This window comes from Streptomyces sp. NPDC012474 (genome assembly GCF_042955185.1).
GTDB classification, from domain to species: Bacteria; Actinomycetota; Actinomycetes; order Streptomycetales; family Streptomycetaceae; genus Streptomyces; species Streptomyces cahuitamycinicus.
In genome coordinates, this window is the sequence record NZ_JBIBEP010000002.1 from 513,067 (window position 1) to 526,862 (window position 13,796).

Consider the following 13,796-nt stretch of genomic DNA (forward strand, 5'->3'; position numbering starts at 1 on the left):
CGGCGGCTACGGCAGTTCCGCCAGCAACTGCTCGATCACGACCGCGACCCCGTCGTCGTTGTTCGCCACCGTCCGGCCCGATGCGGCGGCGATCACGTCCGGGTGCGCGTTGCCCATCGCGTACGACCGGCCCGCCCAGGTCAGCATCTCGACGTCGTTCGGCATGTCGCCGAAGGCGACGACCTGCTCGTGCGAGATGCCGCGCTCGGCGCAGCACAGGGCGAGGGTGCTGGCCTTGGACACTCCCGGGCCGCTGATCTCCAGCAGGGCGCTGGGGCTGGAGCGGGTGACGTCGGCACGGTCGCCGATGGCGAGGCGGGCCAGGGTCAGGAAGGAGTCGGGGTCGATCTCGGGGTGGTAGGCGAGGATCTTCAGCACCGGCTCCGAGGCGGCCGGGTGATCCGGGCCCAGCAGTTCCTCGGCCGGGGCGAGGCTGTCCGGTATCTCCATGTGCAGCTTCGGGTACGCCGGCTCCTGGTAGAAGCCGTACGTCTGCTCCACCGCGTACACGGTGCCCGGCGCCGCGTCGCGCAGCAGCCGTACGGCGTCCAGGGCGTTCTCCCGTGCCAGCTCCCGCACCTTCACGAACCGGTGGGCACCCGGGCCGCCGTGCAGGTCGACCACGGCGGCACCGTTGCCGCAGATGGCCAGGCCGTGGCCGTGCACGTGGTCGCTGACGACGTCCATCCAGCGGGCCGGGCGGCCCGTGACGAAGAAGACCTCGATGCCCGCCTTCTCGGCGGCGGCCAGCGCGGCGACCGTACGCGGGGACACCGACTTGTCGTCGCGCAGCAGGGTGCCGTCGAGGTCGGTGGCGATCAGCCGCGGCGGAAGGGTCTGGGCCGCGGTCTCGGGCTGTCGGGTCGCTGAGGTCACCCGGCCATTGTCCCGCACATGCCTGCACGGGCGTGCGGGGCTCCGCACAGGTGAGTGGATACCGCCCTGACCAGAGGCGTCCCGACCGTCCCGCGACGCTCAGCGGCGCAGCTGTGCCGGAGCTTCCATCGCGATCTGCTCGAAGACCTTCTCCTCCGCCGCGAACGGCGAGTCGGGGATCGGCCAGTGGATCACGATCTCCGTGAACCCCAGCTCCGCATGCCGTCCGGCGAAGTCCACGAACGCGTTCAGGGACTGGAGCGGGCCGTTGCGATCCGGTGTGAAACCGGAGAGCAGGACCCGGTCGAGGCCGGTCATGTCCCGGCCGACCTCGGCACAGATGTCGTCGAGCTTCTCGGCCTGCCCGCGAATGGCCTGAATCGACTGTTCAGGTGTGCCGTTCTCGAACAGTTTCGGATCGCCGGTGGTCACCCACGCCTGGCCGAACCGGGCCGCGAGCCGCATCCCACGCGGACCGGTCGCGGCCACCGCGAACGGCAGCCGGGGCCGCTGGACACAGCCGGGGATGTTCCGGGCCTCGTGGGCGGAGTAGAAGTCACCGTCGTACGACACGGCGTCCTCGCTGAGCAGCCGGTCGAGCAGCGGGACGAACTCGGCGAAGCGGTCGGCGCGCTCGCGCGGTGTCCACGGTTCCTGGCCGAGCGCGGTGGCGTCGAAGCCCGAGCCCCCCGCGCCGATGCCCAGCGTGACCCGCCCTCCGGAGATGTCGTCGAGGGAGATCAGCTCCTTGGCGAGTGTCACGGGATGCCGGAAGTTCGGCGATGTGACCAGGGTGCCCAGCCGCAGCCGGTCGGTGACGCTCGCGGCGGCCGTGAGGGTCGGCACGGCGCCGAACCACGGGCCGTCCCGGAAGGTGCGCCAGGACAGGTGGTCGTAGGTGTAGGCGGTGTGGAAACCGAGCTGCTCCGCGCGCGTCCAGGCCGCGCGGCCGCCTTCGTGCCAGCGGCGGTACGGGAGGATCACGGTGCTCAGGCGCAGACTCATGAGATCGAGCCTAAGGGAGCCCGGGGGCCACCTGTGTTTCACGTGAAACCAGTCACCGTGCGTCTCTGATCGCCACCAGGTCAGCGTGGTCCGGGAAAGCGCAGGTAGCGAGGCGGTACGGCCTGAGTGAGCCACACCCCGTTGGCGCTGACGTGGAAGACGTGGCCGTCGGCGTGCATGGCGGACGCGTCCACTCCGAGCACGACCGGCTGCCCCCGGCGGGCTCCGACACGGGTCGCGGTCTCCCGGTCGGGCGAGAGATGCACGGCGTGCCGGTTCATCGGGCGGAGTCCCTCGGCCCGGATCGTATCCAGAGTGCGGGCGACGGTGCCGTGGTAGAGGTGCGCGGGCGGGGTGGCCGACGCCAGCCCGAGGTCGACGTCCACGCTGTGGCCCTGGCTGGCGCGGATCCGGGTGCCCTCGACGGCGAAACGCCGCTTGTCGTTGGTGGCGACGACATGGTCCAGTTCGTCGCGGGCGAACCGGAAGCCGTGCGCGGCGGCCGCGGCGATCAACGTGTCGATCTCGACCCAGCCGGCCTCGTCGAGCGTGAGCCCGATGCGTTCCGGCTGGTGGCGCAGATGCTTCGACAAGTACTTCGACACCTTCACGGTGCGTCTTTCGTCCATCCCTCCAGGGTGCGGGAGAGACGCGCATCACGCGATCGAGTTTCACTCCGGAGGTTTGATCCACAGCCAAGTATGGTTATCCACAGGGGAATTGGCGGTTCTGTGGACAACTGGCCGCCACCGCAGGGGTTTTGGCACCTCACTTCACACCGGTGGCTTCACCCGCGCCAGGCCCCGGAGCGCCCCCGGCGCCCACCGTGACAGCCAGCGCGCGCCCCGCGCCTCGGGAGTCACCGGCACCACCGCCTCGTTGCGCGTCACCGCCCGCAGGATCGCACGGCCGACCTTCTCCGGCGGGTAGTTGCGCAGTCCGTACAGACGGGCGGCGCGCTTCTGCAGCCGCTTCTCCTCCTGGGAGTCGACCCCGGCGAAGTGCGCCGTCGAGGTGATGGCCGTGTTGACGAACCCGGGGCACACCGCCGTCACGCCGATCCCCTGGCCTGCCAGCTCCGCACGCAGGCACTCGCTGAACATCAGTACGGCCGCCTTGGAGGTGCTGTAGGCGGGCAGCGCCCGGGACGGCTGATACGCCGCGGCCGACGCCACGTTGACGATGTGGCCGCCCTGCCCACGCTCGGCCATCCGTCGGCCGAAGAGCCGGCAACCGTGGATGACACCCCACAGGTTGACGTCGAGGACCTTCTTCCACTCCTCCGGCGTGGTGTCGAAGAAGGAACCGGACAGTCCGATCCCGGCGTTGTTCACAAGGACGTCCACCACTCCGTAATCGGTGGTGACCTTCTCGGCGAGCTTCTCCATGGACCGCTCATCGGAGACGTCGACCGTCTCCGCCCATGCCTCCGGGGCGCCCAGCAGGCGGGACTTCTCAGCGGTGCGCACCGCCGCCTCGGCGTTCCGGTCGACGGCCACGACGCGCGCTCCGGCCTCGGCGAACGCGAGCGCCGTCGCCCGCCCGATGCCGCTGCCCGCTCCGGTGACCAGTACGAGCTGCCCGCCGAAGCGTTCGGCGTGCTCGCCGCTCGCCACCACCGGGGACCGCCCGCTCCCGACGGACGTCACGAACTCCTCGATCCAGGAGGCCAGACGGTCCGGGCGGGTCCGCGGGATCCAGTGCCCCGCCTGGATCGTCCTGTGGGTCAGCTGCGGAACCCACTGCTCCAGTTCGTCGTGGAGCCGCTCCGAGAGAAACCGGTCCTCCAGGGGCGTGATGACCTGCACGGGCGCGTGGGCGTGCGCGTCCGGGCGTGGCGCGCGCAGCCGGGGCCGGACGTTGTCCCGGTACAGCCAGACCCCGTGGGCCGCGTCCGACGGCAGGGACGCGGTGGGGTAGCCGCCCCGGGGCACCTTCTCGACGCGCTCCAGCATCCGCGGCCAGCGCGTGCCGAGCGGGCCGCGCCAGGCCAGCTCGGGCAGCACGGGCGTATGCAGCAGGTACACGTACCAGGACCGGGCGCCCTGCCCCAGGACCTGGCCGACCCGGCGCGGGGTGGGCCGCTTCACACGCCGGGCGATCCAGTGGCCCAAGTGGTCGAGGGACGGCCCGGACATCGAGGTGAAGGAGGCGATGCGCCCCTCGGTGCGCTGCACGGTGGTGAACTCCCAGGCCTGCACCGAGCCCCAGTCGTGCCCCACCAGGTGCACCGGCTCGTCCGGACTCACCGCGTCCACGACGGCCAGGAAGTCGTCCGTCAGCTTCTCCAGGGTGAACCCGCCCCGCAGCGGTCTCGGCGCCGTCGACCGACCGTGGCCGCGGACGTCGTACGCCACCACGTGGAAGCGTCCGGCGAGCCGCCCGGCGACCTCGGACCACACCTCCTTGCTGTCGGGGTAGCCGTGGACCAGGACGACCGTGGGCCGCCCCGGATCACCCATCTCGGCCACACAGAGCTCGACTTCGCCGGTCCGCACCCAGCGCTCCCGCGCGCCCGTCAGCAACGTCATCCGGCGAATCTGGCAGTTGTTAGAGAGTTCGTCAATAGAGGCTTCCCGGGCGTGGTAACTCCGAAGAACCAGCTCCCCTAGGGGCCCGTAATACTCAGGGCTGATCCGAAGACAGCTCTGCGGAGTGACGACCGCCACGCGTACGGCCCCTACCTTCGAAGGGTGACTGTGATCGCGACCGAAAGCCTGAGCAAGCGGTTCCCCCGGGTGACCGCGCTTGACCGGCTCTCCGTGGACGTCGGACCCGGTGTGACCGGACTCGTCGGAGCCAACGGAGCCGGCAAGTCCACACTGATCAAGATCCTGCTGGGTCTGTCCCCCGCCACCGAGGGCCGCGCCGAAGTGCTCGGTCTCGACGTCGCCACCGAGGGCGCCGCCATCCGTGAGCGGGTCGGCTACATGCCCGAGCACGACTGCCTGCCGCCGGACGTCTCGGCCACCGAGTTCGTCGTCCACATGGCGCGCATGTCCGGCCTGCCGCCCACCGCCGCGCGCGAGCGCACGGCCGACACCCTGCGCCACGTCGGCCTGTACGAGGAGCGGTACCGCCCCATCGGCGGCTACTCGACGGGCATGAAGCAGCGCGTCAAACTCGCGCAGGCCCTCGTCCACGACCCGCAGCTGGTCCTCCTGGACGAGCCGACCAACGGCCTCGACCCGGTAGGCCGCGACGAGATGCTCGGCCTGATCCGCCGCATCCACACCGACTTCGGCATCTCGGTCCTGGTCACCTCCCACCTCCTCGGCGAACTGGAGCGCACCTGCGACCACGTCGTCGTCGTCGACGGCGGCAAGCTCCTGCGTTCCAGCTCCACCACGGACTTCACGCAGACCACCACGACCCTCGCGATCGAGGTCACCGACACCGACGAGCACCCCGACGGCACCCGCGCGGTGCGCGAGGCACTGCTCGGGCACGGAGTGAGCGTCGAGGACGGCAGCGGCCTGCCGGGCGCCGGTCACGTACTGCTGCTCACCGCGCAGGGCGAGGAGACGTACGACCTGGTCCGGGACCTGATCGCGGACCTCGGACTCGGCCTGGTGCGCATGGAGCAGCGCCGGCACCACATCTCCGAGGTCTTCACCAGCAGCGACGAGCGCGAGCAGCGGAAGGAGGCGGTCGGCCATGGCGGTTGAGCACTCCACGGGGACATCCGCCCCGGCACCGGGCGACCAGACCCGCATCCACAACATCGGCTACCGCAGCTACGACGGCCCGCGTCTCGGCCGCGCCTACGCCCGCCGCTCCCTGTACTCGCAGTCCCTGCGTGGCTCCTACGGCCTCGGCCGCTCGGTGAAGTCCAAGGTGCTGCCGATGCTGCTCTTCGTGGTGATGTGCGTGCCCGGGGCCATCATGGTCGCCGTCGCGGTCGCCACCAAGGCCAACGCCCTGCCCCTGGACTACACGCGCTACGCGATCGTCATGCAGGCGGTCATCAGCCTGTACGTCGCCTCGCAGGCGCCCCAGTCGGTCTCGCGGGACCTGCGCTTCAAGACCGTTCCGCTGTACTTCTCGCGGCCGATCGAGACCGCCGACTACGTCCGCGCCAAGTTCGCGGCACTGACCTCGGCGCTGTTCATCCTCACGGCCGCACCCCTGCTCGTGCTCTACGTGGGCGCGCTGCTGGCCAAGCTGGACTTCGCCGACCAGACCAAGGGATTCGCACAGGGACTGGTCTCCGTGGCACTGCTCTCACTGCTCTTCGCCGGCATCGGCCTGGTCATCGCGTCCTTCACCCCGCGCCGCGGCTTCGGCATCGCGGCCGTGATCGCCGTGCTGACCATCACCTACGGCGCGGTCTCCACCCTCCAGGCCATCGCCGACGCGCAGGGCAGCAGCGACGCCGTGCCGTGGATCGGGCTGTTCTCGCCGATCACGATCGTCGACGGCGTGCAGTCCGCGTTCCTGGGCGCGACGTCCGCCTCCCCCAGCGGGGTGGGCCCGAGCACGGCCGAGGGCGTCGTCTACGTCCTCGTCGCCCTGGGCCTGATCGCGGCGAGCTACGGCCTCCTGATGCGCCGCTACAAGAAGGTGGGACTGTGACCACGCTCAACATCGACCACGTCTCCCGCTGGTTCGGCAACGTGGTCGCCGTCAACGACATCACCATGACCATCGGCCCCGGCGTCACGGGCCTGCTCGGTCCCAACGGCGCCGGCAAGTCCACCCTCATCAACATGATGGGCGGCTTCCTGGCCCCCTCCACCGGCACCGTCACCCTCGACGGCCAGGCCGTGTGGCGCAACGAGCAGATCTACCGGCACATCGGCGTCGTCCCCGAGCGGGAGGCGATGTACGACTTCCTCACCGGCAAGGAGTTCGTCCTGGCCAACGCCGAGCTGCACGGCCTGGGCGCCAAGGCGGCCCAGAAGGCGCTCGCCACGGTCGAGATGGAGTACGCGCAGGACCGCAAGATCCAGACGTACTCCAAGGGCATGCGCCAGCGCGTGAAGATGGCCTCCGCCCTGGTCCACGACCCCTCCCTGCTCCTGCTGGACGAGCCGTTCAACGGCATGGACCCACGCCAGCGCATGCAGCTGATGGACCTGCTGCGCCGCATGGGCGACGAGGGCCGCACGGTCCTGTTCTCGTCCCACATCCTCGAAGAGGTCGAGCAACTCGCCTGGCACATCGAGGTCGTCGTCGCCGGGCGGCACGCCGCCAGCGGGGACTTCCGCAAGATCCGCCGCCTGATGACCGACCGGCCGCACCGCTACCTGGTGCGCTCCAGCGACGACCGCGCCCTCGCGGCCGCGCTGATCGCCGACCCGTCGACGGCCGGTATCGAGGTGGACGTCGCCGAGGGCGCGCTGCGCATCCAGGCCGTCGACTTCGGCCGCTTCACGGCCCTTCTGCCGAAGGTCGCCAGGGACCACGGCATCCGGCTGCTCACGGTCTCGCCGTCAGACGAGTCCCTCGAGTCCGTGTTCTCGTACCTGGTCGCGGCGTAGGAGGCCCTGATGTACGACCCCACAGTCGCCCGGCTCACTTACCGGGCCCTGCTCGGCCGACGCCGGGCCCTCATCCTCGGAGCCCTGCCGCTGCTGCTCATCGCCATCTCGGTGGTGGTGCGCTTCCTCGCCGGGGCGGACGACCAGACGGCGGCGGATCTGCTCGGCGGCCTCGCCCTCGCCACGATGGTGCCGATCATCGGCGTCATCGCCGGAACCGGCGCGATCGGGCCGGAGATCGACGACGGCTCGGTGGTGTACCTGCTGTCCAAGCCGATCAAGCGGCCGACCATCATCTTCACCAAACTGATCGTCGCGATCGCGGTGACCATGGTGTTCTCCGCGGTGCCGACGCTCATCGCCGGCTTCGTCCTGAACGGCAACGGCCAGCAGGTCGCCGTCGCCTACACGGTGGCCGCCCTGGTCGCGTCGATCGCCTACGCGGCCCTGTTCCTGCTGCTCGGCACGGTCTCCCGGCACGCGGTGGTGTTCGGGCTGGTCTACGCGCTGGTCTGGGAGGCCCTGTTCGGCTCCCTGGTGCCGGGTGCGCGCACGCTGAGCGTCCAGCAGTGGTCGCTGGCGGTGGCCCAGAAGGTGTCCGGCGGAGACCTGGTCTCCTCGGACGTGGGGCTGACCACGGCGACGGTGCTGCTGGTGGCCGTCACGGTGCTGGCCACCTGGTTCGCCGGGCAGAAGCTGCGCTCCCTGACGCTCGCCGGCGAGGAGTGACGTGCCCCGGCCTTGACGGGGGCTTCACCCCCGTCCGGGCACACTGGGCGCACGGAATGTAAGGGAATCACCACGGGAGTTGGACGGCTGGGAGGGACGGGGATGGCGGGCGAGAGGGCTCAGTACGACGACGACGGCGGCGGGCAGCCCACCAGCGGGCCGCGGAACGGGGCCCGGCCCGGGTCCGGGTCCCGGGGCGAAGCCCCGGATGACCTCGACGGGGTCGTACTGGACGAGGACTTCATACGCTCCGCCGGGACCTCCGAGCCGTCCGCCCGCGCGCGGATGCTCGCCGCGAAGTGGCGCCGCGAGGAACCACAGCCGCAGCCCTGGCGCTCCGACGAGCCCCCCGCGGGCTGGTTCTTCAGCAAGGTCCGGCGGCGCAGGTGGCGCAGGAAGTAGCCGGACCGCCGCCGATCCGGCGTCGATTTAATCGGTGGCGTCCGATTCACCCGGCAGGCACAGTGGTTGTCATCACGGCCGGGCGAGAAGCCCGGCGCCACGTTCTGGGAGAGGAGCGGGACGATGTCCATGCACGGCAGTACGTCCAGCTCCCTTCAGGGCAGCCCGCGGCGGGACCCGGAGTAGTCGCCACCTCTCCGTAGAACCCGCCTCACACGGGGAGCTGCCCGGGGCGGCCGCTTCGAGCACGCGAGTCGCACATCGCGTGGGCCGCCCACCCGGAGGATTGGCCGAGTGGTAAGGCACTGGCTTGCTAAGCCAAGGTCGGGTCTGAAAAGCCCGCGCACGTTCGATTCGTGCATCCTCCGCCGAACATCGCACACCGACGGGCGACCGGCCCGACGCTCAGCCCAGCAACCGCTCCAGCACCACCGCGATGCCGTCCTCGTCGTGGGAGGACGTCACCTCGTCGGCCACCGCCTTCAGTTCCTCGTGGGCGTCCGCCATGGCGACGCCGTAGGAGGCCCAGGCGAACATCGGTATGTCGTTGGGCATGTCCCCGAAGGCGATCGTGTCGGCCGCCTTCATCCCGAGCCTGCGGGCCGCCAGGGACAGCCCGGTCGCCTTGGACAGCCCCAGGGGGAGGAGCTCGACGATGCCCGCGCCCGCCATCGTGACGGTGACGAAACCGCCGGCGGTGCGCGTCGCCACCTCGCAGAGTTCGTCGTCGGTCAGCGTCGGGTGCTGGATGTACAGCTTGTTCAGGGGCGCGGTCCACAGGTCGGACGCGTCCGTGAAGGGCGTGGCGGGCAGGGTGCCCTGGACCGCGTAGCCCGGGCCCACCAGCACTTCGCCGTCCAGGCCGTCGCGGCTCGCTGCCAGGTGGAGCGGGCCGACCTCCGCCTCGATCTTGGCCAGCGCCACCCCGGCCAGCTGCCGGTCCAGTGTCACCGACGTCAGCAGGCGGTGCGCGCCGGAGTCGTAGACCTGTGCGCCCTGGCCGCAGACGGCCAGGCCCTGGTAGCCGAGGTCATCGAGGATGTGCCGGGTCCACGGGACGGCGCGGCCGGTGACGACGATGTGCGCGGCACCCGCCGCCGTGGCAGCGGCGAGCGCGTCACGGGTGCGCGGCGACACCGTGTCGTCGGAGCGCAGCAGCGTCCCGTCGAGATCGGTGGCGACGAGCCGGTACGGGAAGGCGCCCGGGGAAGCCGTGTCGCTCACTTGGCCACCGGCTCCAAAACCTCCCGGCCACCCAGGTACGGACGCAGCACCTCGGGCACGCGCACCGACCCGTCGGCCTGCTGGTGGTTCTCCAGGATCGCCACGATCGTGCGCGGGACGGCGCACAGCGTGCCGTTGAGCGTGGCCAGCGGGCGGACCTGCTTGCCCTCACGGACGCGGATCGACAGACGGCGGGACTGGAACTCGGTGCAGTCCGACGTCGAGGTCAGCTCGCGGTACTTGCCCTGGGTCGGGATCCACGCCTCGCAGTCGAACTTGCGGGAGGCCGACGCACCGAGGTCGGCGCTCGCCACGTCGATCACGCGGTACGGCAGCTCCAGCGAGGTGAGCCACTGCTTCTCCCACTCCAGCAGGCGCTGGTGCTCGGCCTGCGAGTCCTCGGGAGCGACGTAGGAGAACATCTCGACCTTGTCGAACTGGTGCACCCGGAAGATGCCCCGGGTGTCTCTGCCGTGCGAGCCGGCCTCGCGGCGGAAGCAGGGCGAGAAGCCCGCGTAGCGCAGCGGGAGACGGTCGGAGTCGAGGATCTCGTCCATGTGGTAGGCCGCGAGCGCCACCTCGGACGTGCCGACCAGGTAGAGGTCGTCGTCGGCGAGGTGGTAGACGTCCTGCGCCGCCTGGCCGAGGAAGCCCGTGCCCGCCATGGACTGGGGACGGACCAGCGCCGGGGTCAGCATCGGGGTGAAGCCGGCCGCGGTGGCCTGCGCCATCGCCGCGTTCACCAGGGCGAGCTCCAGCAGGGCGCCGACGCCCGTCAGGAAGTAGAAGCGCGAGCCGGAGACCTTGGCGCCCCGCTCGACGTCGATCGCGCCGAGGTTCTGGCCGAGTGCCAGGTGGTCCTTGGGCTCGAATCCCTCGGCGGCGAAGTCGCGGATCGTGCCGTGCGTCTCGAGCGTGACGAAGTCCTCCTCGCCGCCCACGGGCACGTCGGGGTGGACGAGGTTGCCGAGCCTCTGGAGCAGCTCCTGGGTCTCGGTCGCGGCCGCCTCGCGGTCCGCGTCGGCCGCCTTGACGTCGGCGGCGAGCTGGCCCGCCTTCTTCAGCAGCTCGGACTTCTCGTCGCCGGCCGCCTTGGGGATGAGTTTGCCGAGCGCCTTCTGCTCGGCGCGCAGCTCGTCGAAGCGGACGCCGGACGACCTGCGCCGCTCGTCGGCAGACAGAAGGGCGTCGACGAGCGCGACGTCCTCTCCACGGGCGCGCTGCGAAGCGCGCACACGGTCGGGGTCCTCACGGAGCAGGCGAAGGTCAATCACGCGCCCAAGGCTACCGGTGAGGGGTGACCGCCCACGACTCACTATGGTCGGCGGGGCATACGTACCGTTATGGGCGAATTACGTGCAGTGTCAATAAAACGGCCCCCTGTCCCCGGTGCGAGGCATCCGAGGGCGTCGCGTTGACGTGAATCCCTTGCGGGGAGCGGGACTTGGGCGTGAGTTGTCCACAGGGGCCTCCGCGCCCCGCAAAGTTATCCACAGGCTGTGGGGAAGATCTGTGGACTTCGGAATTGATCACTCCAGAAGGCCCGGCCACCCCTCAGAATTCCCCTCGCAAACCCGCTTTACCCTCACTTTCGAGTGGAAATAGGTCACCCCCAAGAGTTACGCAAGGGAAAACGATGGACGAAGGGTGACCTGCCCGCTGATGGATGCATCAAGGGCCTGTAGGGCGATTTGTCGACTGACTCACGGTTCGTTGTCGACTTGTCCCCAGGTCGAGAAGCGGACCTGTGGAAAACTTCTGTGGATAACGACAATAGGCAGGTAGGACCGGCCTAGAAGCGGCCGTCCTGACACTGTGCGACCCAGTCGGCCGCCGACATGAACTCGTCGTCGGAGGTCCCCAGGCGCGGCGGCTGCACATCAGCCGGCCGCACGTCCGCGCGCGGGTAGGAGCCGAGGTAGCGCACCTGGAGGCAGATCCGCTTCAGGCCCATCAGGGCGTCGGCCACCCGGCGGTCGGAGATGTGGCCCTCGGCGTCGATGCAGAAGCAGTAGTTGCCGATGCCCTCGCCGGTGGGCCGGGACTGGAGCAGCATCAGGTTGATGCCGCGGGTGGCGAACTCGCCCAGCAGGTCGCGCAGGCCGCCGGGGTGGTCGTCGCGCTGCCACAGCACGATCGAGGTCTTGTCCGCGCCGGTCGGTGCCGCGGGCCGGGCGGGGCGGCCGACCAGCACGAACCGCGTCTGGGCGTTCTCCGCGTCGTGGATCCCGGTCTCCAGGGCTTCGAGGCCGTAGCGGGCGGCCGCGAACTCACCCGCGAAGGCGGCGTCGTACTGGCCCTCCTGGACCAGGCGGGCGGCGTCCGCGTTCGAGGCGGCCGACTCCCAGTGCGCGTCCGGCAGGTGCTTCTTCAGCCAGTTGCGCACCTGCGGCTGCGCGGCCGGGTGGGCGGAGACGGTCTTGATGTCCGACAGCTTCGTGCCGGGCCTGACGAGCAGCGCGAAGGTGATCGACAGCAGCACCTCGCGGTAGATCATCAGCGGGGCGCCGGCGACCAGCTCGTCCAGGGTGGTGGTGATGCCGCCCTCGACGGAGTTCTCGATCGGCACGAACGCGGCCTCGGCCTCGCCGGCGCGTACCGCGTCGAGTGCGGACTGCACGGACACGTACGGGATCAGCTCCCGGGTGGCGGCCTCGGGAAGCGTGCGCAGGGCGACTTCGGTGAAGGTGCCCTCGGGACCGAGATACGCATAGCTCGCTGGCATGACCTCACCCTAATGGGCCCGCGGAAGCGCCATCCCCCACAAGCCCGTACAGAGCCCGACTCTCACCCCTCCAGCAGCTTCTGCCCCACGTACTCGCCCTCGGCGGCCCCTCCCGGCACCGCGAACAGCCCGCTCGACTCGTGCCGGATGAACTGCGACAGGGCGTCGCCGCGGTCGAGCTTGCGCTGCACCGGCACGAAGCCGCGCAGCGGATCGGCCTGCCAGCAGATGAAGAGCAGGCCCGCGTCGGGCACCCCGTCGGGGTCGATGCCGTCGTGGAAGGAGAACGGGCGGCGGAGCATCGCAGCGTCGCCGTTCTGGTCGGGCCGTGTGATGCGGGCGTGGGCGTTGATCGGGACGACCAGGTTGCCCTTGGCGTCCGTCTTCTCCAGGTCCATCGCGGTCGTCTCCGTGCCCCCGGACAGGGCCGCCCCGTCGGACTTGCGGCGCCCGATCACGTCCTCCTGCGCCCTGACGGACAGCTTCTCCCAGTCGTCCAGGAGCATGCGGATCCGGCGTACGACGGCGTAGGAGCCGTTCGCCATCCAGGCCGGTTCACCCTTTTCGGGGACGAAGATGCGCTGGTCGAAGTCGGGCTCGCTCGGTTTGGGATTGCGGGTGCCGTCGATCTGGCCCATCAGGTTGCGGGCCGTCATGGGGTGGGAGGTGGCGCCGGGTGAGCGGTTGAAGCCGTTCATCTGCCACCGCACCTTGGCGGCCCGGCCCGCGTCCTTCTGGATCGCGCGCAGGGCGTGGAAGGCGACCAGGGCGTCGTTGGCGCCGATCTGCACCCAGAGATCGCCGTTGCTGCGGTTCTTGTCGAGGTGGTCCGAGGAGAACTCGGGCAGCGGGTCCAGGGCGCTGGGGCGCTGCTTCTCCAGGCCCGTCCGGGCGAAGAAGCTGTGGCCGAATCCGAAGGTGATCGTCAGGGACGAGGGTCCGGCGTCGCGGGCCACGTCGGTGTCCTCGTGAGGGCTCGGCTCGCCCGCCATCAGCCGCCGGGCTGTCTGTGACCAGCGGCGGAGCAGGGCGGCGGCCTCTTTGCGCCCGGCGCCCGCCGCCAGGTCGAAGGCGACGACGTGGCCGCGTGCCTGGAGGCCGTCGGTGATGCCGGGCTGATGTTTCCCGTGAAACATCGCCCGGTCCGTACCGAGCGAGGTGAGCGGAACCGCGGCTTCGGAGGGAGCGGCGGCGTACCCCACGGCGGCGCCCGCCGTGCCGAGGACGAGCCCGGTGGCACCGGCGGTGCCGAGCAGCCGCCGCCGCGAGATGTCCTCGTGGGCCGGTGCCGCTTTACTCTCCCGCGGGGTGACCTCGGGGGTACGGGCCTTCGGAAGGGACTGGTCAGGCAT

The 13,796-nt window shown here is 70.4% G+C and carries 13 protein-coding genes and 1 tRNA gene; 6 read left to right on the top strand and 8 right to left on the bottom strand.

Going from position 1 to position 13,796, the window contains the following annotated elements:
- Positions 1–6: 6 nt before the first annotated feature.
- The 4 genes from ACFY9S_RS07155 to ACFY9S_RS07170 form a co-directional block, all read right to left on the bottom strand.
- A complete protein-coding gene (locus tag ACFY9S_RS07155) occupies positions 7–876 on the bottom strand; it encodes an HAD hydrolase family protein (protein ID WP_391123906.1) in 870 nt (289 codons plus the stop codon).
- 99 nt (positions 877–975) lie between these two features.
- On the bottom strand, positions 976–1,881 hold the full coding sequence (locus tag ACFY9S_RS07160) for an LLM class flavin-dependent oxidoreductase (RefSeq protein WP_391123908.1): 906 nt from the start codon (positions 1,879–1,881) through the stop codon (positions 976–978).
- Between the two features lie 80 nt (positions 1,882–1,961).
- Positions 1,962–2,510: an RNA 2'-phosphotransferase gene (locus ACFY9S_RS07165; protein ID WP_391123910.1), complete on the bottom strand. Its 549-nt coding sequence runs from the start codon at positions 2,508–2,510 to the stop codon at positions 1,962–1,964.
- A 144-nt stretch (positions 2,511–2,654) separates the two neighbouring features.
- Positions 2,655–4,412 carry an SDR family oxidoreductase gene (locus tag ACFY9S_RS07170; RefSeq protein WP_391123912.1) on the bottom strand — a complete coding sequence of 586 codons (1,758 nt, stop codon included), beginning with the start codon at positions 4,410–4,412 and terminating at the stop codon, positions 2,655–2,657.
- Positions 4,413–4,580: 168 nt separating this feature from the next.
- On the opposite strand from ACFY9S_RS07170, the gene ACFY9S_RS07175 reads away from it, so the two are divergent.
- From ACFY9S_RS07175 to ACFY9S_RS07200, 6 genes are all read left to right on the top strand, one after another.
- Positions 4,581–5,549 carry an ATP-binding cassette domain-containing protein gene (locus ACFY9S_RS07175; RefSeq protein WP_391124256.1) on the top strand — a complete coding sequence of 323 codons (969 nt, stop codon included), beginning with the start codon at positions 4,581–4,583 and terminating at the stop codon, positions 5,547–5,549.
- A complete protein-coding gene (locus tag ACFY9S_RS07180) occupies positions 5,539–6,456 on the top strand; it encodes an ABC transporter permease (protein ID WP_391123914.1) in 918 nt (305 codons plus the stop codon). Before ACFY9S_RS07175 ends, ACFY9S_RS07180 begins: the two co-directional genes overlap by 11 nt.
- Positions 6,453–7,364: an ATP-binding cassette domain-containing protein gene (locus ACFY9S_RS07185; RefSeq protein WP_391123916.1), complete on the top strand. Its 912-nt coding sequence runs from the start codon at positions 6,453–6,455 to the stop codon at positions 7,362–7,364. Before ACFY9S_RS07180 ends, ACFY9S_RS07185 begins: the two co-directional genes overlap by 4 nt.
- A gap of 9 nt (positions 7,365–7,373) precedes the next feature.
- Positions 7,374–8,093, top strand: coding sequence for an ABC transporter permease subunit (locus ACFY9S_RS07190; protein WP_391123918.1), 720 nt, complete (start codon positions 7,374–7,376; stop codon positions 8,091–8,093).
- 102 nt (positions 8,094–8,195) lie between these two features.
- Positions 8,196–8,495, top strand: coding sequence for a hypothetical protein (locus ACFY9S_RS07195; protein ID WP_391123920.1), 300 nt, complete (start codon positions 8,196–8,198; stop codon positions 8,493–8,495).
- A gap of 280 nt (positions 8,496–8,775) precedes the next feature.
- Positions 8,776–8,863: transfer RNA gene (locus ACFY9S_RS07200), tRNA-Ser, on the top strand.
- Positions 8,864–8,900: 37 nt separating this feature from the next.
- Here the strand turns inward: ACFY9S_RS07200 and ACFY9S_RS07205 are convergent.
- The 4 genes from ACFY9S_RS07205 to efeB all read right to left on the bottom strand — a co-directional run bounded on the left by ACFY9S_RS07205 (position 8,901) and on the right by efeB (position 13,796).
- The gene (locus tag ACFY9S_RS07205; protein WP_391123922.1) at positions 8,901–9,719 is read right to left on the bottom strand and encodes an HAD-IIB family hydrolase; all 819 of its coding nucleotides are present in this window, start codon (positions 9,717–9,719) and stop codon (positions 8,901–8,903) included.
- Positions 9,716–10,993 carry a serine--tRNA ligase gene (gene serS, locus ACFY9S_RS07210; RefSeq protein ID WP_391123924.1) on the bottom strand — a complete coding sequence of 426 codons (1,278 nt, stop codon included), beginning with the start codon at positions 10,991–10,993 and terminating at the stop codon, positions 9,716–9,718. Before serS ends, ACFY9S_RS07205 begins: the two co-directional genes overlap by 4 nt.
- A gap of 518 nt (positions 10,994–11,511) precedes the next feature.
- The gene (pheA, locus tag ACFY9S_RS07215; RefSeq protein ID WP_391123926.1) at positions 11,512–12,444 is read right to left on the bottom strand and encodes a prephenate dehydratase; all 933 of its coding nucleotides are present in this window, start codon (positions 12,442–12,444) and stop codon (positions 11,512–11,514) included.
- A 62-nt stretch (positions 12,445–12,506) separates the two neighbouring features.
- Positions 12,507–13,796 (bottom strand): iron uptake transporter deferrochelatase/peroxidase subunit, encoded by a 1,290-nt coding sequence (gene efeB / locus ACFY9S_RS07220; protein ID WP_391123927.1) that lies wholly within the window; start codon positions 13,794–13,796, stop codon positions 12,507–12,509.